The organism is Enterobacter cloacae complex sp. SHL012 (assembly GCF_049237505.1).
Taxonomy (GTDB): domain Bacteria; phylum Pseudomonadota; class Gammaproteobacteria; order Enterobacterales; family Enterobacteriaceae; genus Enterobacter; species Enterobacter kobei.
This window is the reverse complement of the sequence record NZ_JBMKIZ010000012.1, coordinates 1-15,788: the sequence shown is the minus strand read 5'-3', so window position 1 is coordinate 15,788 and position 15,788 is coordinate 1. Positions and strand designations below refer to the sequence as shown.

At 50.9% G+C, this 15,788-nt stretch carries 24 protein-coding genes; 18 read left to right on the top strand and 6 right to left on the bottom strand.

The features are described from left to right. Positions 1-5: 5 nt before the first annotated feature. The 12 genes from rpmD (at position 6) to ACOTY9_RS21620 (ending at position 6,288) form a co-directional block, all read left to right on the top strand. A complete protein-coding gene (gene rpmD / locus ACOTY9_RS21675) occupies positions 6-185 on the top strand; it encodes a 50S ribosomal protein L30 (RefSeq protein ID WP_003863301.1) in 180 nt (59 codons plus the stop codon). A 3-nt stretch (positions 186-188) separates the two neighbouring features. Continuing rightward, the gene (rplO, locus tag ACOTY9_RS21670; RefSeq protein ID WP_014885468.1) at positions 189-623 is read left to right on the top strand and encodes a 50S ribosomal protein L15; all 435 of its coding nucleotides are present in this window, start codon (positions 189-191) and stop codon (positions 621-623) included. Positions 624-630: 7 nt separating this feature from the next. Continuing rightward, positions 631-1,962, top strand: a complete 1,332-nt coding sequence (gene secY / locus ACOTY9_RS21665; protein ID WP_003863305.1) for a preprotein translocase subunit SecY — start codon at positions 631-633, stop codon at positions 1,960-1,962. Positions 1,963-1,993: 31 nt separating this feature from the next. Next, the gene (gene rpmJ, locus ACOTY9_RS21660) at positions 1,994-2,110 is read left to right on the top strand and encodes a 50S ribosomal protein L36 (protein ID WP_000868187.1); all 117 of its coding nucleotides are present in this window, start codon (positions 1,994-1,996) and stop codon (positions 2,108-2,110) included. A gap of 146 nt (positions 2,111-2,256) precedes the next feature. Continuing rightward, on the top strand, positions 2,257-2,613 hold the full coding sequence (rpsM, locus tag ACOTY9_RS21655) for a 30S ribosomal protein S13 (protein WP_003863308.1): 357 nt from the start codon (positions 2,257-2,259) through the stop codon (positions 2,611-2,613). A 16-nt stretch (positions 2,614-2,629) separates the two neighbouring features. Continuing rightward, entirely contained in the window at positions 2,630-3,019 is a 390-nt protein-coding gene (rpsK, locus tag ACOTY9_RS21650) for a 30S ribosomal protein S11 (RefSeq protein WP_003863312.1), read from the top strand. 32 nt (positions 3,020-3,051) lie between these two features. Beyond that, positions 3,052-3,672, top strand: coding sequence for a 30S ribosomal protein S4 (rpsD, locus tag ACOTY9_RS21645; RefSeq protein ID WP_003863314.1), 621 nt, complete (start codon positions 3,052-3,054; stop codon positions 3,670-3,672). Positions 3,673-3,697: 25 nt separating this feature from the next. Beyond that, a complete protein-coding gene (locus tag ACOTY9_RS21640; protein WP_002919219.1) occupies positions 3,698-4,687 on the top strand; it encodes a DNA-directed RNA polymerase subunit alpha in 990 nt (329 codons plus the stop codon). 40 nt (positions 4,688-4,727) lie between these two features. Continuing rightward, the gene (rplQ, locus tag ACOTY9_RS21635; RefSeq protein ID WP_001216368.1) at positions 4,728-5,111 is read left to right on the top strand and encodes a 50S ribosomal protein L17; all 384 of its coding nucleotides are present in this window, start codon (positions 4,728-4,730) and stop codon (positions 5,109-5,111) included. 107 nt (positions 5,112-5,218) lie between these two features. Further along, positions 5,219-5,587 carry a DUF1992 domain-containing protein gene (locus ACOTY9_RS21630; protein WP_014885466.1) on the top strand — a complete coding sequence of 123 codons (369 nt, stop codon included), beginning with the start codon at positions 5,219-5,221 and terminating at the stop codon, positions 5,585-5,587. Positions 5,588-5,589: 2 nt separating this feature from the next. Then, the gene (zntR, locus tag ACOTY9_RS21625) at positions 5,590-6,015 is read left to right on the top strand and encodes a Zn(2+)-responsive transcriptional regulator (RefSeq protein WP_014885465.1); all 426 of its coding nucleotides are present in this window, start codon (positions 5,590-5,592) and stop codon (positions 6,013-6,015) included. 57 nt (positions 6,016-6,072) lie between these two features. Continuing rightward, entirely contained in the window at positions 6,073-6,288 is a 216-nt protein-coding gene (locus ACOTY9_RS21620) for an alternative ribosome-rescue factor A (RefSeq protein ID WP_014885464.1), read from the top strand. Here the strand turns inward: ACOTY9_RS21620 and mscL are convergent, their stop codons facing one another. The 5 genes from mscL to def all read right to left on the bottom strand — a co-directional run bounded on the left by mscL (position 6,289) and on the right by def (position 11,068). Continuing rightward, complete coding sequence (gene mscL, locus ACOTY9_RS21615) at positions 6,289-6,699, bottom strand: large-conductance mechanosensitive channel protein MscL (RefSeq protein WP_014833515.1); 411 nt, start codon at positions 6,697-6,699, stop codon at positions 6,289-6,291. It lies immediately after the preceding gene. A 146-nt stretch (positions 6,700-6,845) separates the two neighbouring features. Beyond that, positions 6,846-8,222 carry a Trk system potassium transporter TrkA gene (gene trkA / locus ACOTY9_RS21610; RefSeq protein WP_014885463.1) on the bottom strand — a complete coding sequence of 459 codons (1,377 nt, stop codon included), beginning with the start codon at positions 8,220-8,222 and terminating at the stop codon, positions 6,846-6,848. A 22-nt stretch (positions 8,223-8,244) separates the two neighbouring features. Then, positions 8,245-9,531, bottom strand: coding sequence for a 16S rRNA (cytosine(967)-C(5))-methyltransferase RsmB (gene rsmB / locus ACOTY9_RS21605; protein WP_282376367.1), 1,287 nt, complete (start codon positions 9,529-9,531; stop codon positions 8,245-8,247). A gap of 51 nt (positions 9,532-9,582) precedes the next feature. Beyond that, on the bottom strand, positions 9,583-10,533 hold the full coding sequence (fmt, locus tag ACOTY9_RS21600) for a methionyl-tRNA formyltransferase (RefSeq protein ID WP_250128312.1): 951 nt from the start codon (positions 10,531-10,533) through the stop codon (positions 9,583-9,585). A gap of 25 nt (positions 10,534-10,558) precedes the next feature. Beyond that, positions 10,559-11,068: a peptide deformylase gene (def, locus tag ACOTY9_RS21595; protein WP_006812188.1), complete on the bottom strand. Its 510-nt coding sequence runs from the start codon at positions 11,066-11,068 to the stop codon at positions 10,559-10,561. Between the two features lie 128 nt (positions 11,069-11,196). Here def and dprA point away from each other — a divergent pair, with 128 nt between their 5' ends. The 6 genes from dprA to ACOTY9_RS21565 are packed head-to-tail and all read left to right on the top strand — an operon-like array spanning position 11,197 to position 14,981. Next, entirely contained in the window at positions 11,197-12,321 is a 1,125-nt protein-coding gene (gene dprA / locus ACOTY9_RS21590; RefSeq protein ID WP_348566154.1) for a DNA-protecting protein DprA, read from the top strand. Continuing rightward, on the top strand, positions 12,293-12,766 hold the full coding sequence (gene smg / locus ACOTY9_RS21585; protein ID WP_008503477.1) for a DUF494 family protein Smg: 474 nt from the start codon (positions 12,293-12,295) through the stop codon (positions 12,764-12,766). Before dprA ends, smg begins: the two co-directional genes overlap by 29 nt. A 27-nt stretch (positions 12,767-12,793) precedes the next feature. After that, positions 12,794-13,348, top strand: coding sequence for a type I DNA topoisomerase (locus ACOTY9_RS21580; RefSeq protein ID WP_023338824.1), 555 nt, complete (start codon positions 12,794-12,796; stop codon positions 13,346-13,348). Continuing rightward, entirely contained in the window at positions 13,341-13,913 is a 573-nt protein-coding gene (tsaC, locus tag ACOTY9_RS21575; protein WP_014885458.1) for an L-threonylcarbamoyladenylate synthase type 1 TsaC, read from the top strand. The genes ACOTY9_RS21580 and tsaC overlap by 8 nt, the downstream gene beginning before the upstream one ends. A 4-nt stretch (positions 13,914-13,917) precedes the next feature. Further along, positions 13,918-14,736 carry a shikimate dehydrogenase gene (aroE, locus tag ACOTY9_RS21570; RefSeq protein ID WP_014885457.1) on the top strand — a complete coding sequence of 273 codons (819 nt, stop codon included), beginning with the start codon at positions 13,918-13,920 and terminating at the stop codon, positions 14,734-14,736. After that, on the top strand, positions 14,733-14,981 hold the full coding sequence (locus ACOTY9_RS21565) for a DUF1488 domain-containing protein (RefSeq protein WP_201404907.1): 249 nt from the start codon (positions 14,733-14,735) through the stop codon (positions 14,979-14,981). Before aroE ends, ACOTY9_RS21565 begins: the two co-directional genes overlap by 4 nt. Here the strand turns inward: ACOTY9_RS21565 and ACOTY9_RS21560 are convergent. Beyond that, positions 14,957-15,511, bottom strand: a complete 555-nt coding sequence (locus ACOTY9_RS21560) for a gamma carbonic anhydrase family protein (protein ID WP_059373080.1) — start codon at positions 15,509-15,511, stop codon at positions 14,957-14,959. The genes ACOTY9_RS21565 and ACOTY9_RS21560 overlap by 25 nt on opposite strands. Positions 15,512-15,788: the final 277 nt, after the last annotated feature.

The following is a 15,788-nucleotide window of genomic DNA, read 5'->3' as shown; positions in this document are numbered from 1 at the left end:
TGACCATGGCAAAGACTATTAAAATCACTCAAACCCGCAGTGCAATCGGTCGTCTGCCGAAACACAAGGCAACGCTGCTTGGCCTGGGTCTGCGTCGTATTGGTCATACCGTTGAGCGCGAGGATACTCCTGCTGTTCGTGGTATGGTCAACGCGGTTTACTTCATGGTTAAAGTTGAGGAGTAAGAGATGCGTTTAAATACTCTGTCTCCGGCCGAAGGCTCTAAAAAGGCGGGTAAACGCCTGGGTCGTGGTATCGGTTCTGGCCTCGGCAAAACCGGTGGTCGTGGTCACAAAGGTCAGAACTCTCGTTCTGGCGGTGGCGTACGTCGCGGTTTCGAGGGTGGCCAGATGCCACTGTACCGTCGTCTGCCGAAGTTCGGCTTCACCTCTCGCAAAGCAGCGATCACAGCGGAAATCCGTCTGTCTGACCTGGCGAAAGTTGAAGGCGGCGTTGTAGACCTGAACACGCTGAAAGCAGCAAACATTATCGGTATTCAGATCGAGTTCGCGAAAGTGATCCTGTCTGGTGAAGTTTCTACTCCGGTAACTGTTCGTGGCCTGCGTGTTACTAAAGGTGCTCGTGCTGCTATCGAAGCTGCTGGCGGTAAAATTGAGGAATAAGTAGCAGATGGCTAAGCAACCGGGATTAGATTTTCAAAGTGCCAAAGGTGGATTTGGCGAGCTGAAACGCAGACTGCTGTTTGTTATCGGCGCGCTGATTGTGTTCCGTATTGGCTCTTTTATTCCGATCCCTGGTATCGATGCCGCTGTACTTGCCAAACTGCTTGAGCAACAGCGAGGCACCATCATTGAAATGTTCAACATGTTCTCTGGTGGTGCTCTCAGCCGTGCTTCTATCTTCGCTCTGGGTATCATGCCGTATATTTCGGCATCGATTATTATCCAGTTGCTGACGGTCGTTCATCCGGCCCTGGCAGAATTGAAGAAAGAAGGGGAGTCTGGACGTCGTAAGATTAGTCAGTACACCCGTTACGGTACTCTGGTGCTGGCAATATTCCAGTCGATCGGTATTGCTACCGGTCTGCCGAATATGCCTGGTATGCAGGGCCTGGTATTAAACCCAGGCTTTGCATTCTATTTCACCGCTGTTGTTAGTCTGGTCACAGGGACGATGTTCCTGATGTGGCTCGGCGAACAGATTACTGAGCGTGGTATCGGTAACGGTATCTCAATCATTATCTTCGCCGGTATTGTTGCGGGTCTTCCGCCAGCCATCGCCCACACTATCGAGCAAGCGCGTCAAGGCGACCTGCACTTCCTCCTGTTGCTGTTGGTTGCAGTATTAGTATTTGCAGTGACGTTCTTTGTTGTCTTCGTTGAACGTGGTCAACGCCGCATTGTGGTGAACTACGCGAAACGTCAGCAAGGTCGTCGTGTCTATGCTGCACAGAGCACACATTTACCGCTGAAAGTGAATATGGCGGGGGTAATCCCGGCAATCTTCGCTTCCAGTATTATTCTGTTCCCGGCAACCATCGCGTCATGGTTCGGGGGCGGTACTGGTTGGAACTGGCTGACAACAATTTCGCTGTATTTGCAGCCTGGGCAACCACTTTATGTGTTACTCTATGCGTCTGCGATCATCTTCTTCTGTTTCTTCTACACGGCGTTGGTCTTCAACCCGCGTGAAACAGCAGATAACCTGAAGAAGTCCGGTGCATTTGTACCAGGAATTCGTCCGGGAGAGCAAACGGCGAAGTATATCGATAAAGTAATGACCCGCCTGACTTTGGTTGGTGCGCTTTATATTACTTTTATCTGCCTGATCCCGGAGTTCATGCGTGATGCAATGAAAGTACCGTTCTACTTCGGTGGGACCTCACTGCTTATCGTTGTTGTCGTGATTATGGACTTTATGGCTCAAGTGCAAACTCTGATGATGTCCAGTCAGTATGAGTCTGCATTGAAGAAGGCGAACCTGAAAGGCTACGGCCGCTAATTGGTCGCCTGAGAAGTTACGGAGAGTAAAAATGAAAGTTCGTGCTTCCGTCAAGAAATTATGCCGTAACTGCAAAATCGTTAAGCGTGATGGTGTCATCCGTGTGATTTGCAGTGCCGAGCCGAAGCATAAACAGCGTCAAGGCTGATTATTTCGCATATTTTTCTTGCAAAGTTGGGTTGAGCTGGCTAGATTAGCCAGCCAATCTTTTGTATGTCTGTACGTTTCCATTTGAGTATCCTGAAAACGGGCTTTTCAGCATGGTGCGTACATATTAAATAGTAGGAGTGCATAGTGGCCCGTATAGCAGGCATTAACATTCCTGATCAGAAACATGCTGTGATCGCATTAACTTCGATCTACGGCGTCGGCAAGACCCGTTCTAAAGCCATTCTGGCTGCAGCGGGTATCGCTGAAGATGTTAAGATCAGTGAGCTGTCTGAAGAACAAATCGACACGCTGCGTGACGAAGTTGCCAAATTTGTCGTTGAAGGTGATCTGCGCCGTGAAATCAGCATGAGCATCAAGCGCCTGATGGATCTTGGTTGCTATCGCGGTTTGCGTCATCGTCGTGGTCTGCCAGTGCGCGGTCAGCGTACTAAGACCAACGCACGTACCCGTAAGGGTCCGCGCAAACCGATCAAGAAATAATCGGGGTGATTGAATAATGGCAAAGGCACCAGTTCGTGCACGTAAACGTGTAAGAAAACAAGTCTCTGACGGCGTGGCTCATATCCATGCTTCTTTCAACAACACCATCGTTACTATTACTGATCGTCAGGGTAACGCTTTGGGTTGGGCAACAGCCGGTGGTTCCGGTTTCCGTGGTTCTCGCAAATCCACTCCGTTCGCAGCTCAGGTTGCAGCAGAGCGTTGCGCTGAAGCCGTAAAAGAATACGGCATCAAGAATCTGGAAGTTATGGTTAAAGGTCCGGGTCCGGGTCGTGAATCTACTGTTCGCGCTCTGAACGCCGCTGGTTTCCGCATCACGAATATTACTGATGTGACTCCGATCCCTCATAACGGTTGTCGTCCGCCGAAAAAACGTCGCGTATAACGCTCGTTTTTTAGGTTAGTTGGAGATAGAAAATGGCAAGATATTTGGGTCCTAAGCTCAAGCTGAGCCGTCGTGAGGGCACCGACTTATTCCTTAAGTCTGGCGTTCGCGCGATCGATACCAAGTGTAAAATTGAACAAGCTCCTGGCCAGCACGGTGCGCGTAAACCGCGTCTGTCTGACTATGGTGTGCAGTTGCGTGAAAAGCAAAAAGTTCGCCGTATCTACGGTGTGCTGGAGCGTCAGTTCCGTAACTACTATAAAGAAGCAGCACGTCTGAAAGGCAACACAGGTGAAAACCTGCTGGCTCTGCTGGAAGGTCGTCTGGACAACGTTGTTTACCGTATGGGCTTCGGCGCGACTCGTGCTGAATCACGCCAGTTGGTTAGCCACAAAGCAATCATGGTAAACGGTCGTGTTGTTAACATCGCTTCTTATCAGGTTAAAGCGAATGACGTTGTTAGCATTCGTGAGAAAGCGAAAAAGCAATCTCGCGTGAAGGCCGCTCTGGAGCTGGCTGAGCAGCGTGAAAAGCCAACCTGGCTGGAAGTTGATGCTGGCAAGATGGAAGGTACGTTCAAGCGTCAGCCGGAACGTTCTGATCTGTCTGCGGACATTAACGAACACCTGATCGTCGAGCTTTACTCCAAGTAAAGCTTAGTACCAAAGAGAGGACACAATGCAGGGTTCTGTGACAGAGTTTCTAAAACCGCGCCTGGTAGATATCGAGCAAGTGAGTTCGACGCACGCCAAGGTGACCCTTGAGCCTTTAGAGCGTGGCTTTGGCCATACTCTGGGTAACGCACTGCGCCGTATTCTGCTCTCATCGATGCCGGGTTGCGCGGTGACCGAGGTTGAGATTGATGGTGTACTTCATGAGTACAGCACCAAAGAAGGCGTTCAGGAAGATATCCTTGAAATCCTGCTCAACCTGAAAGGGCTGGCGGTGAGAGTTCAGGGTAAAGATGAAGTTATTCTTACTCTGAATAAATCTGGCATTGGCCCTGTGACTGCAGCCGACATCACCCACGACGGTGATGTTGAAATCGTCAAGCCGCAGCACGTGATCTGCCACCTGACCGATGAGAACGCAGCTATTAGCATGCGTATCAAAGTTCAGCGCGGTCGTGGTTATGTGCCGGCTTCTGCCCGAATTCATTCGGAAGAAGATGAGCGCCCAATCGGCCGTCTGCTGGTCGACGCATGCTACAGCCCTGTAGAGCGTATTGCCTACAATGTTGAAGCAGCGCGTGTAGAACAGCGTACCGACCTGGACAAGCTGGTCATCGAAATGGAAACCAACGGCACAATCGATCCTGAAGAGGCGATTCGTCGTGCGGCAACCATCCTGGCAGAACAACTGGAAGCTTTCGTTGACTTACGTGATGTTCGTCAGCCGGAAGTGAAAGAAGAGAAACCAGAATTCGATCCGATCCTGCTGCGCCCTGTTGACGATCTCGAATTGACTGTCCGCTCTGCTAACTGCCTCAAGGCAGAAGCTATCCACTATATCGGTGATCTGGTACAGCGTACCGAGGTTGAGTTGCTGAAAACGCCGAACCTGGGTAAAAAATCTCTTACCGAGATTAAAGACGTGCTGGCTTCACGTGGTTTGTCTCTGGGCATGCGCCTGGAAAACTGGCCACCAGCAAGCATTGCTGACGAGTAACCGGATCACAGGTTAAGGTTTTACTGAGAAGGATAAGGTCATGCGCCATCGTAAGAGTGGTCGTCAACTGAACCGCAACAGCAGCCATCGCCAGGCTATGTTCCGCAACATGGCAGGTTCACTGGTTCGTCATGAAATCATCAAGACGACCCTGCCTAAAGCGAAAGAGCTGCGTCGCGTAGTTGAGCCGCTGATTACTCTTGCCAAGACTGACAGCGTTGCTAATCGTCGTCTGGCATTCGCCCGCACTCGTGATAACGAGATCGTGGCAAAACTGTTTAACGAACTGGGCCCGCGTTTCGCGAGCCGTGCCGGTGGTTACACTCGCATTCTGAAGTGTGGTTTCCGTGCAGGCGACAACGCGCCGATGGCTTACATCGAGCTGGTTGATCGTTCAGAGAAAGCAGAAGCTGCTGCAGAGTAATCTGCAGTAACGTAAAAAAACCCGCCTCGGCGGGTTTTTTTATATCCGCAGTATCCCCACTTCTCTACAATGTCTGTATTAATTCTGTTCATCCCCTGGAGCTGACGATGTGGTTGCTTGACCAGTGGGCAGAACGCCATATTCGCGATGCCCAAAATAAAGGTGATTTCGACGATCTCCCCGGAAGCGGCGAACCTCTTGTGCTGGAAGATGATTCGCATATTGCGCCTGAACTGCGGGCCGGATACCGTTTACTAAAAAACGCCGGCTGTCTTCCTCCTGAGCTTGAGCAGCGCAGAGAGGCCGTTGAACTTATCGATTTGCTAAAAGGTATTCGCCGGGACGATCCACGACATACTGAACTTAGCCGCAGGCTTGCCCTTGTCGAGCTCAAGTTACGTCAGGCCGGGTTGAGTACTGAATTTCTGCATGGCGAATACAGTGAAAGATTGATGCAGAAAATAAACGAGGAGTAGCGATGTACCGTATCGGTGAACTTGCAAAGCTCGCGAACGTAACGCCGGATACTATCCGATATTACGAAAAGCAGCAGATGATCGATCATGAAGTACGCACAGAAGGCGGGTTTCGGCTTTATACCGATAACGATCTACAGCGTTTAAGATTTATACGCTATGCGCGACAGCTTGGATTCACGCTGGACTCGATCCGCGAGTTATTATCGATCCGCATCGATCCTGAACATCATACCTGCCAGGAATCAAAAAGCATCGTGCAGGCCCGGCTTGATGAAGTTGAAGCCCGTATTCAGGAGCTGCAAACCATGCAACGTTCTCTGCAAAGGCTGAATGATGCCTGCTGTGGAACGGCCCATAGCAGTATTTATTGTTCAATTCTTGAAGCCCTTGAACAGGGGGCCAGTGGAGAAACGCGGGGATGTTGATTTTTAATCCACCCGGGTCTAGACTTCCGTCGTCATAAATCATGCTCAGGAGAAAAGATGAGCCACTATCAGCATACGAAGGGACAAATTAAAGACAATGCCATTGAGGCTTTACTTCACGACCCGCTTTTTCGACAGCGTGTTGAAAAGAATAAAAAAGGGAAGGGAAGTTATCTGCGTAAAAACAAACATGCAAAACGGGGTAACTGGGAGGCCAGTGGCAAGCAAGCGAATCGCTTATTTACCACTGGCCTTCCTGCTTTAATTTGCTGATTAAACGCGGTTGTTCTGCTCTTTTAACAGATCGCGGATTTCAGTCAGCAAGACTTCTTCTTTCGTTGGTGCTGGTGCAGCTGCTGGCTCTTCTTTTTTACGGTTGAGTCTGTTGATCAGCTTGATAGCCATGAAAATAGCAAACGCCACAATCACGAAATCAAATACGTTCTGAATAAATACGCCATAATGCATCACTACTGCCGGGATATCCCCCTGCGCTTCACGCAGCGTGAAGGCGAATTGTTTGAAATCAATGCCCCCGATGAGCAACCCTAAAGGCGGCATGATGATATCTGCAACTAATGATGAAACAATCTTGCCGAATGCCGCACCAATAATGACACCCACTGCCAAATCAACCACGTTCCCGCGCATCGCAAATTCGCGAAATTCTTTAATAAAACTCATTATGTTCTCCTTGTGCCAGCTGACGACTATAAGTTTAACAAATGATTAGCTATTTGCCATTCGGGATAATTAAACGTTATGAAAAATAAAAGGCACAGGAATTAAGCGGTTAAAGCGTGGGTGCTCGTATGCGAGCACCCGACTCATTAAAGGAAGAAGGGACTTGGCTGGAATAAACGTTCGACGTCGGTAATAAACTTTTTATCGGTAAGGAACATAATTACGTGATCGCCTTGTTCAATACGCAAATTATCATTGGCGATCATGACATCATTCCCACGCACGACAGCGCCGATTATGGTGCCTGGCGGCAGTTTAATTTCGTCGATGGCGCGGCCCACAACGCGTGATGTGGTTTCATCACCATGCGCCACCGCTTCAATGGCTTCAGCCACACCGCGGCGGAGTGATGAAACACCGACAATGTCCGCTTTACGTACATGGCTAAGTAGGGCCGAAATCGTTGCCTGCTGCGGTGAAATGGCAATATCAATAACGCTGCCCTGAACGAGATCAACATAAGCCTTACGCTGGATAAGCACCATGACCTTCTTTGCCCCCATACGCTTGGCGAGCATGGCAGACATAATATTCGCCTCGTCATCATTAGTGACGGCAATAAAAAGATCTACTTGATCAATATGTTCTTCTGCCAGCAGCTCCTGATCCGACGCATCGCCATAAAATACGATCGTATTTTGCAACTTCTCCGCCAGTTCAGAAGCCCGCTGTTGATCGCGCTCGATCAATTTCACGCTATAGTCTTTTTCCAGCCTGCGCGCGAGACCCGCGCCGATATTGCCGCCGCCGACCAGCATAATACGTTTATAAGGCTTTTCGAGACGCTGTAGCTCACTCATCACCGCACGGATATGCTGAGAGGCAGCAATAAAGAAGACCTCATCGCCAGCTTCGACAATGGTAGAGCCTTGCGGGCGGATAGGTCTGTCGTGACGGAAAATGGCGGCGACGCGCGTATCAATATGGGGCATATGTTCGCGCATGGTGGACAACGCGTTGCCAATCAATGGCCCACCGTAATAAGCCTTAACTACAGCCAGACTGACTTTCCCTTCGGCAAAGTTCACCACCTGCAGTGCCCCTGGATATTCGATCAGGCGATAGATATTGTCGATAACCAGTTGTTCAGGCGCGATGAGATGATCGATTGGAACCGCTTCTGAATTAAACAGTTTCTCGGCATCGCGAACATAGTCCGGAGAGCGGATACGCGCGATTCGGTTTGGTGTGTTGAAAAGCGAATAGGCCACCTGACAAGCCACCATATTGGTTTCATCAGAACTGGTGACCGCAACCAGCATGTCGGCATCGTCAGCGCCAGCCTCGCGCAGAACGCGCGGATGCGAACCGTGACCCTGCACAACGCGAAGGTCAAACTTGTCCTGCAATACGCGCAGACGATCGCCGTTGGTATCAACAATAGTGATGTCATTGTTTTCGCCAACCAGGTTTTCTGCCAGCGTTCCACCAACCTGTCCTGCGCCCAGAATGATAATCTTCATATCTTGTGACCTGTTCTCAACATCACTCTTTGATTAGCTTAGCGTAAAAGAAGCCATCACCCTCTTCCGCACCCGGCAGGTTCTGCTGACCCGGGTTTTCAGGTGTTCCCGTATCACGCAGCGTAGCGTCCGGAGTGCGTTTAAGGAAGGCCGCGATTTGCTGGTTGTTTTCTTCCGGCAGCACGGAGCAGGTCGCGTAGACCAGCGTTCCACCTGGTTTTAGATGCGGCCAGATGGCGTCAAGAATATCCGATTGCAGTTGGGCAAGTTCCTTGATATCACGATCGCGGCGCAGCCACTTGATATCGGGGTGACGGCGAATAACACCGGTTGCAGAGCAAGGGGCATCCAGCAAAATACGATCGAATTGTGTTTCACCACACCATTCTGCGGGTTTGCGTCCATCGCCCTGCTTAACCTGAGCCTTCATACCCAGACGCTTAAGGTTATCGTAGACGCGTGAAAGACGCTGCTCATCAACATCGACTGCCATCACGCTGGCCTGCGGAGCCACTTCCAGAATGTGCGTTGTTTTTCCGCCCGGTGCTGCGCACAGATCGAGGATCTGCTCGCCATTTTTCGGGTCAAGGAAAGTCATACAACCCTGAGCAGAGGCATCCTGTACGGTCACCCAGCCTTCATCAAAACCGGGTAAAGCATGTACCGGTGCAGGGGAAGCTAAACGCACGGCGTCAGGATAGGCATCATGCGTGAATCCACTCATTCCGGCCTCTTCGAGCAAGCTCAGCCAGGCATCGCGGGTATGATGATTCCGGTTTACGCGCAGCCACATCGGTGGACGTTGATTATTGGCTTCGGCAATGTTTTGCCATTGTTGTGGATACGCCTTTTTAAGGCGATTCAGAAGCCAGTCCGGGTGCAGGTAACGTGTTTCGCTTTGCGTAAATTCAGCCAGCAGCTCTTCCTGCTGTCGCTGGAACTGACGCAGTACACCGTTGATCAGCCCTTTCAACTGAGGACGTTTAATCGCAACGGCACCTTCCACCGTCTCAGCCAGTGCGGCATGAGGGGGGATTCGGGTATGAAGAAGCTGATAAAAACCCACCATAATCAAATAATGTATGGTGCGCTGTTTGCCGGTCATTGGGCGTGACATCAGCTTATTAATGAGCCACTCAAGTTGAGAGAGAGTGCGCAGGACGCCAAAACAGAGCTCCTGAAGCAGGGCTTTGTCTTTATCAGATACTTTTTGTTGCAGGGGAGGCAGGACATTACTCAATGACTGACCCTGCTCGATGACCTGCTCCACGGCCTGCGCCGCCATACTGCGAAGATTTTGTTTTTTCATAACCGTAAAAATAAAAATGCCCGGAACACCGGGCTTTAAGCAAATATTGGATCAGGCAAGGCGATTGCCCGGTATAAACCATTCGCGACGGGAATTTAACAGATCCTGTGCACTCATGGCTTTCTTACCGGCCGGTTGTAACGACTCAAGATTCAGGATCCCTTCTGCAGTCGCAACCTGAATTCCGTTCTTGCTGGCGTCGATAATCGTACCGGGTTCAGCAGCTGCTGTGACGCTGTTTATCACTGACGCTTTCCAGACTTTCACGGGCTGCTCATCAATCATCAGCCAGCTCATTGGCCATGGATTGAAGGCGCGGATGCAGCGTTCAAGTTGAGCGGCGGAGAGAGACCAGTCGATCCGGGCTTCTTCTTTGCTCAGTTTTTCGGCGTAGGTGACGAGAGACTCATCCTGAACCTCAGGCTTCGCCGTATTGTCAGCAAGCTGCTGTAAGGTCTTAATGAGCCCTTGTGGGCCGAGATCTGCCAGCTTGTCATACAGCGTAGCGCTGGTATCTTCTGCCGTAATGGGACACGTCAACTTATACAGCATGTCGCCCGTGTCTAAACCTACATCCATCTTCATGATTGTCACGCCGGTTTCAGCATCACCCGCCCACAGGGAGCGCTGTATAGGTGCCGCACCACGCCAACGCGGGAGCAGGGAACCATGCACGTTGATACAGCCCAGGCGAGGCATATCAAGCACGGCTTTTGGCAGAATTAAACCATACGCCACCACCACCATTACGTCGGCATTCAGGTCAGCAACCAGCTGCTGGTTTTCCTGAGGGCGTAAGGAGGCGGGCTGGAAAACGGGTAGCCCATGCTCTTCTGCCAGCACCTTTACGGGGCTCGGCATCAGTTTTTTACCGCGACCTGCCGGGCGGTCCGGCTGGGTAAAGACGCCAACAACCTGGTGACCAGAAGATAACAGCGCGTCAAGATGACGCGCTGCAAAATCAGGGGTTCCCGCGAAGATAATACGTAGTGTTTTAGACACGATGATCCTTGTATCCGGGGGGACGTTATGCGCGAGAGCGCAAACGATCCAGTTTCTCTACTTTTTGACGAATACGCTGCTGTTTCAGCGGCGAGAGGTAATCGATAAACAGTTTACCGACCAGATGATCCATCTCATGCTGAATACAAATCGCCAGCAGGTCGTCTGCTTCCAGTTCGAACGGATTACCGTCACGATCCAGGGCGCGAATTTTCACTTTTTCGGCACGTGGCACCAAAGCGCGCTGTTCAGGAATGGACAGACAGCCTTCCTCGATACCCGTTTCGCCGCTCTTTTCAAGCAACTCAGGGTTTATCAGCACCAGACGCTCATCGCGATTTTCAGAAACATCGATCACGATAATACGCTTGTGAATGTCTACCTGGGTCGCCGCCAGGCCAATGCCTTCTTCAGCGTACATGGTATCGAACATATCATCGACGATACGCTGAATTTCTGCATTCACTTCTTTAACCGGTTCAGCGACGATGCGAAGGCGCTCGTCCGGAATATGTAACACTTGCAAAACTGCCATAAATTTCCAGAGTCGTGTTCAGGAGTTGATAAGAATATTACTTCTATTCTAGACAAAACCCCGGTCGATTGACAGCATCAGTGACCAATCGCAATGATTGCGCAGGCCGCTTATGGCAGGGGGAAAGGATGACGTCTACCGAGATATGGTTACGGCTTATCCACACGGGTTCTCTGTGTGGTGATGGGATGCTGGAAGCCGCTGCACGGTTGCACAAGCAGACAAATATAGATGTTCCTGCTGTCATAGACGCCGGGCTGTCAGCAAAACAGGCTATCCGTTTCTTTGCCTTAGAGGAAAGTGAACTGGAGCGAAGCCTTAAGTGGCTTGAAATGCCGGGAAATCATTTGTTGACGGCAAACCATCCCTTTTATCCCCCTTTGCTGCGAACGATTCCCGATTATCCTGGGGCATTATGTGTAAAAGGTAACTTAGCGACACTTAATACTGTCCAACTGGCTGTGGTGGGGAGTCGGGCGCCGTCATGGTACGGTGAGCGGTGGGGGAAAATCCTGTGCGAACAGCTTTCACAAAGCGGTTTCACAATCACCAGTGGGTTGGCCTGCGGTATTGACGGTGTCGCCCATCACGCTGCGCTGTCCGCAAAAGGACGTAGCGTGGCCGTGCTGGGGAACGGCCTGTTTAGCGTTTATCCCCGTCGGCATCAGGCTCTGGCGATGCAGATTATTGAATCTGACGGGGCGATAGTGTCTGAGTTTCCTCTCTCGGCACAGCCCCGACCGGCAAACTTTCCGCGCCGTAATCGGATTATCAGCGGGTTAAGCCAGGGCGTCTTGGTCGTTGAAGCGGCAGTGCGAAGCGGCTCTCTGGTCACGGCCCGGTGCGCACTTGAGCAGGGGCGGGAGGTTTTCGCCTTGCCCGGTCCGATAGGTAACCCCGGCTGCGAAGGGCCACACTGGCTGATAAAGCAGGGCGCAACGCCGGTAACCGAGGTAGGGGATATTCTTGAAAATTTGCAACATGGGTTGCAATGGCTGCAGGAAGATCCCGAAAAGCGATATTATTCGTCAGATCAGGGAAAGGTGGCATTGCCATTTCCTAAGCTCCTGGCTAACGTAGGAGATGAGGTAACACCTGTTGACGTTGTCGCTGAACGTGCCGGCCAACCTGTGCCAGTAACGGTAGCACAGCTACTCGAACTGGAGTTAGCAGGGTGGATCGCAGCTGTACCCGGCGGCTATGTCCGATTAAGGAGGGCATGCCATGTTCGACGTACTGATGTATTTGTTTGAGACTTACATCCATAACGAAGCAGAAATGCGAGTGGATCAGGACAAATTGACACAGGATCTTACCGATGCGGGGTTTGAGCGGGAAGATATCTATAATGCGTTGATGTGGCTGGAAAAACTGGCTGATTATCAGGAAGGCCTCGCCGAACCGATGCAGCTTGCTTCTGACCCATTGTCAGTACGCATCTATACCGCTGAAGAGTGTGAAAGGCTGGATGCCAGCTGCCGGGGATTCATCTTATTCCTTGAGCAGATTCAGGTGCTAAACCTCGAAACGAGAGAAATGGTGATAGAGCGCGTCATGGCGCTGGATACGGCAGAATTTGAACTGGAAGATCTCAAATGGGTGATCCTGATGGTTCTGTTTAATATCCCGGGTTGTGAAAATGCCTATCAGCAAATGGAAGAATTACTCTTTGAAGTGAATGAAGGTATGCTGCATTAATTCAAATGTGCAGCACCAAGAGTTGTTATGGCCAAATCCGCACTATTTACGGTGCATAAAAACGAGCCCTGCCCGCAGTGCGGGGCTGAACTTGTTATTCGGTCCGGGAAACACGGTCCGTTTCTCGGTTGTTCACACTATCCGGAATGTGATTATGTCCGTCCTCTTAAAAGCCAGGCGGATGGACATATCGTCAAAATTCTGGAGGGGCAGTTATGTCCTGCCTGTGGTGGTGAATTAGCGTTGCGTCAGGGGCGGTTCGGTATGTTTATTGGCTGTAGCCGTTATCCGGAATGTGAGCATACAGAACAAATTGATAAGCCAGATGAAACGGCTATTGCCTGTCCTCAGTGCCAACGTGGTCAACTGGTACAGCGTCGTTCTCGTTTTGGTAAGACTTTCCATTCCTGCGATCGTTACCCTGACTGCCAGTTCGTTATCAATTTCAAACCGGTAGCGGGTATCTGCGTGCATTGCCATTATCCGCTACTCATCGAGAAGAAAACCGCGCAAGGCATTAAACGCTTCTGCGCCAGTAAACAATGTGGAAAGCCGGTTCCGGCGGATCAAAACAGTGAATAATAACCTGCCATCAGGTTCCATTGCGTATGCAGTGGACGTACTGAAAAAAGAAGAAGTCATCGCTTATCCAACTGAAGCTGTTTTTGGGGTCGGTTGCGATCCTGACAGTGAGACGGCCGTTGGCCGATTGCTGGCACTTAAGCAACGGCCTGTCGAAAAAGGGCTGATTTTAATCGCGGCCAATTATGAGCAGCTTAAACCTTACATTGATGATTCCATGCTTACCCCGGCCCAGCGTGAAGCCATTTTCTCCGTATGGCCTGGACCGGTGACCTTCGTTTTCCCGGCCCAGCCGACAACACCGCGCTGGTTAACCGGACGGTTTGATTCGCTGGCGGTGCGCGTCACCGACCATCCGCTGGTGGTTGAGCTTTGTCTGGCGTTTGGTAAACCACTGGTTTCAACCAGCGCGAATCTGACCGGGTTACCCCCGTGCCGGACAACCGAAGAAGTGCTGGCACAGTTCGGGAATGATTTCCCGGTTGCTGCCGGCGAGACGGGAGGGCGCCTGAATCCGTCCGAAATTCGCGACGCATTAACCGGTGAACGTTTTCGCCAGGGGTAATCTCATGGAAACTTATGCTGTTTTTGGTAACCCGATTGCACACAGTAAATCACCCTTGATCCATCAGCAATTTGCGGAACAGTTGCAGATAGATCACCCTTACGGTCGCGTGCTGGCACCGGTTGATGCATTTATCCCAACGCTCGAGGCGTTTTTCGCTGCGGGCGGCAAAGGGGCGAATGTGACGGTTCCCTTCAAAGAAGAGGCATTTGAACGTGCAGACGAACTGACCGAGCGTGCTTCACTTGCTGGTGCAGTAAATACCTTAAAACGGCTTGAGGATGGCCGCCTTCTGGGTGACAACACTGACGGGATTGGTTTACTGAGCGATCTGGAAAGACTTTCGTTTATCAAGCCTGGTTTCCGGGTTCTGCTGATTGGTGCGGGTGGTGCATCGCGGGGCGTGCTGTTGCCCCTGCTTTCACTGGACTGTGCAGTGACCATTACCAACAGAACCTTTTCCAGGGCAGAAGCGCTGGCGGCGTTGTTTGCCCATACCGGTAGCGTGAGCGCCATCGCGCTTGAGGATCTCGAAGACCGTGAATTTGATCTGGTCATCAATGCCACGTCCAGCGGCATTAATGGTGAGATCCCGGCAATCCCCGTTTCTCTTATCAACTCTCATATGTACTTCTATGACATGTTTTACCAGAAAGGGAAGACACCCTTCCTTATGTGGTGTGAAGAACATGGCGCGAAACAGTTAGCCGACGGGCTGGGGATGCTGGTGGGCCAGGCTGCGCATGCGGTGCTGCTCTGGCATGGTGTGTTACCTGCAGTCGAGCCGGTGATAGAAAAGTTAAAGCAGGAGCTTTCGGCGTGAATCAGGCTATTCACTTCCCGGACAGAGAGCGCTGGGATGAGGATAAACAAGCAGTCTGCTTCCCGGTGCTGGTGCAGGGGATGCAGCTTACCTGTGCCATTCATGGGGAAACGCTGCTACGTCGTTTTGGCGGTTCAGACCCTTTAGACATATTTTGTGAAAATCGCTGGGATCTTGAAGAAGAAGCCAGCGATTTAATCCGCGACCAGCAGGAAGACGATCAGGGCTGGGTCTGGTTATCCTGATCCAGATAGTCATTCTTCCATTTAACGTAGTTGTTCGCCGAGTATTTTAATCCTTCGATCTCTGCCTCCTTCAGGGGGCGGATCTGTTTTACAGGGCTACCCAGATAGAGATAGCCGCTCTCCAGCCGTTTGTTCTGCGGGACCAGGCTACCGGCACCAATCATTACGTCATCTTCTACTATGACGCCATCCAGCAAAATCGATCCCATGCCAACAAGTACGCGATTTCCGATAGTGCAGCCGTGAAGCATCACTTTGTGACCAACGGTGACATCCTCTCCAATAATGAGTGGATTACCTTCCGGGTTATAAGAGGATTTGTGCGTGACATGCAGAACGCTGCCGTCCTGAATATTGGTACGTGCGCCAATCGACACAGAGTTAACGTCTCCCCTGATGGCAACGAGTGGCCAGATACTGACATCATCAGCCATTCGGACATCACCTACGACTACGCTGCTGGCATCGATCATCACGCGATCGCCTTGTTTGGGGAACAGATCTTTATAAGGACGTAATACAGTAGACATAACTACCTCTAAGGATGAGCGCTAGACAGAAGACTTTGATCATAATATGGGATCGAGGCAAGGCAAAATACGTCAATATTTAAGCAGATCGGGCGGGATTTCAGCGAAAAGCGCGGAAAATCAGCAGTTGGAAAAAAAGATCTAAAAAATACTTGTGCTAAAAAATGGGATCCCTATAATGCGCCTCCATCGACACGGCAGATGTGAATCACTTCACAGACAACCCGGTCGGTTGAAGAGAAAAAATCCTGAAATAACGGGTTGACTCTGAAAGAGG